Origin of the sequence: Mycobacterium sp. E1747 (assembly GCF_001667775.1) — a bacterium.
Classification (GTDB): Bacteria; Actinomycetota; Actinomycetes; order Mycobacteriales; family Mycobacteriaceae; genus Mycobacterium.
In genome coordinates this window covers 1-2437 of sequence record NZ_LZJI01000039.1, presented here as the reverse complement: position 1 = coordinate 2437, position 2437 = coordinate 1, and the positions used below count along the sequence as shown (strand labels likewise).

The window sequence follows — 2437 nt, the reverse complement described above, 5'->3', positions numbered from 1 at the left end:
TGCCCTTGCCGTGCTCATGCGACCAGGTGATGCGGCCGGCCTCGACGCCGACGGTCCACTCGCCGGCCTCGCCGAGCCCGGGGTCGGTGGCGTGCAGGTGCAGGGTGTTGCCGTCCTCGAGTGGGAGCGGCGCGCCGTCCGCGCCGGCCTGGATCGCGACCCGCTCGAGCCATTCGGTGATCCCGTCGGCGGCGATGTCGGTGGCCAGCGTGAACTCCGCTCCCAGGGCGATGGCCGCGTCCGCCCGGTGCACGGCCACCTCGTGCAGGCGGCGGCGTACCCACCAGTTCGCCGGGCGCGGCCCGAGGAAGGTCCACACCGGTGTTTCCACGCCGGTCAGCTCGACGGCGTCGACCAGCCGTTGTGCGCCGCCCTGCAGCCAGGACACGGCGTCGACCGGGTCGGGCGGCGGCTTGCCGCCTTCGACGGACCGGAAGTCGAGGAACTCCTGGAGTCGCTCGCGCACGATCTGCGCCGCCCAGCGGTCGCCGCGGCCGACGTGGCGCAGCAGCTGGTTCAGGTCCCACCCCGGGCAGGTCGGCACCGTCTTCGACTGGTCCGCGTCGCGGAAAAGCTCCGAGAATGCGCGGTTCTGTTCGAGGAATGCGCCGGCATAGTCCACGCGGGTCAGGCTACGCCTCGCCTTCGCGCCGAACGTCACGCTGGCGTGGCGCTCGCCGGTCGGTGCCACGCTGGCGTGACGCTCGCGCAAGACTGCCTCAGGGTCGCGGGGCGCCCAGCCGGAACACCCGCCAGCCGGCCCGCGTCCAGCGGGCCGCATCGAGGCAGTTACGGCCGTCGACGATGATCCTGGCCCGGACGCGGTCGGCCAGGTCGGCGGGGTCGAGGTCGATGAACTGCCGCCACTCGGTGAGCACCAGCACCGCGTCGGCGCGGTCGCAGGCCTCCTCGACGGAGACCGCGTAGTTCAGCGTCGGGAACAGCTGCTGCGCGTTGTCCAGCGCCTTGGGGTCGTACACGTTGACCGCGGCGCCGTTGAGCTGCAACTGCCCGGCGACGTTGAGCGCGGGCGAGTCGCGCACGTCGTCGGATTCGGGCTTGAACGCCGCACCGAGCACCGCGATGTTGGCGCCCAGCAGCGAGCCACCGCACGCGGCGCTGGCGAGCTCCACCATCCGGGTGCGGCGGCGCATGTTGATGCTGTCGACCTCACGCAGGAACGTCAGCGCCTGGTCGGCCCCCAGTTCGCCGGCGCGGGCCATGAAGGCGCGGATGTCCTTGGGGAGACAGCCCCCGCCGAAACCCAAACCGGCGTTGAGGAATTGGCGGCCGATCCGCGGGTCGTAGCCGAGCGCGTCGGCCAGCACGCTGACGTCGGCACCAGCGGCCTCGCACACCTCGGAGATGGCGTTGATGAACGAGATCTTCGTTGCCAGAAAGGCATTGGCCGAAACCTTGACCAGTTCCGCGGTCTGCAAGTCCGTCACCAGGAACGGCACGCCGTCGGCGAGTAAGGGGCCGTAAAGCTCGCGCACAGCCGTCTCGGCGCGCACCGAATCCTGTTGCACGCCAAGCACGATTCTGTCCGGGTGTAGCGTGTCGTGCACCGCGTAACCCTCGCGCAGAAACTCCGGATTCCAGGCGACCTCGACGTCGACGCCGTCCCGCGCCAGGGCGGCCGCGCGCTGGTTCAGCTCGGCCGCGGTTCCCACCGGAACGGTCGACTTGCCTACCAGCACCGACGATCTCGTCAGCCGCGGCACCAGCGCGTCGATGACGGCGTATACGTGGCGCAGGTCGGCGCCGTACTCGCCCTTCTTCTGCGGCGTGCCGACGCCGAGGAAGTGCACGTCGGCGAACTCGGCCGCCATGTCGTAGTCGGTGGTGAAGCGCAGCCGTCCCGCGGCCAGGTTCTTGGTCAGCAGCTTGCGCAGCCCGGGCTCGTAGAACGGGATGTCACCGCCGGCGAGCTTGGCGACCTTGCCCGGGTCGATGTCGACCCCGACGACCTCGTGGCCCAATTCCGCCATTCCGACGGCGTGGGTGGCGCCCAGGTAGCCGGTGCCGAAGACGGTGCATCGCATGTAACCGGTGTAGGTCGCCGCCATGAGCTAACTGCATCGGTCCGTTGAGCGGGAGGCAAACGGCAGATGACAGGTGGTCCTGACGCCCCGCAATCGCGGCTAGTGGCGGCCGAAACCGCCGTGACCACCGCCGAAGCCGCCATGGCCGCCGCCCAAGCCCGGAATCCCGGGGAATCCGCCGCCGCCACCACCGCCGTGTGGCCCCTCCTCGCCGCCGCCGTGCGGCCCGAAGCCGCCCCCGGGGGGTCCACCGATGACCGGGCCGCCGATGCCGGGGATCGGCAGCGGGATCGGCACCGGAATGGGCGCTACCGCCGGTGGCGGTGCCGGAGCCGGCGCCACCGGGATCGGTGCGGGTGCCGGGGCCTCGGGCACCGGGATCGGTGCGGGGG

The 2437-nt window shown here is 71.4% G+C and carries 3 protein-coding genes; all 3 read right to left on the bottom strand.

Going from position 1 to position 2437, the window contains the following annotated elements; translation table 11 throughout:
* A partial coding sequence (locus A5695_RS02715) for a maleylpyruvate isomerase family mycothiol-dependent enzyme (protein ID WP_068077779.1) occupies positions 1-622 on the bottom strand: 622 nt, incomplete at its 3' end.
* Between the two features lie 97 nt (positions 623-719).
* Positions 720-2045, bottom strand: coding sequence for a UDP-glucose/GDP-mannose dehydrogenase family protein (locus A5695_RS02710; protein ID WP_068077777.1), 1326 nt, complete (start codon positions 2043-2045; stop codon positions 720-722).
* Positions 2046-2144: 99 nt separating this feature from the next.
* Positions 2145-2437 (bottom strand): hypothetical protein (locus A5695_RS28890; protein WP_197515340.1); only part of this gene is annotated, 293 nt, incomplete at its 5' end.

What these genes read in the sequence shown, in the direction of transcription:
- A5695_RS02710 (WP_068077777.1), bottom strand. Translation starts at nt 2,045, where the DNA reads ATGCGATGCACCGTCTTCGGCACCGGCTACCTGGGCGCCACCCACGCC.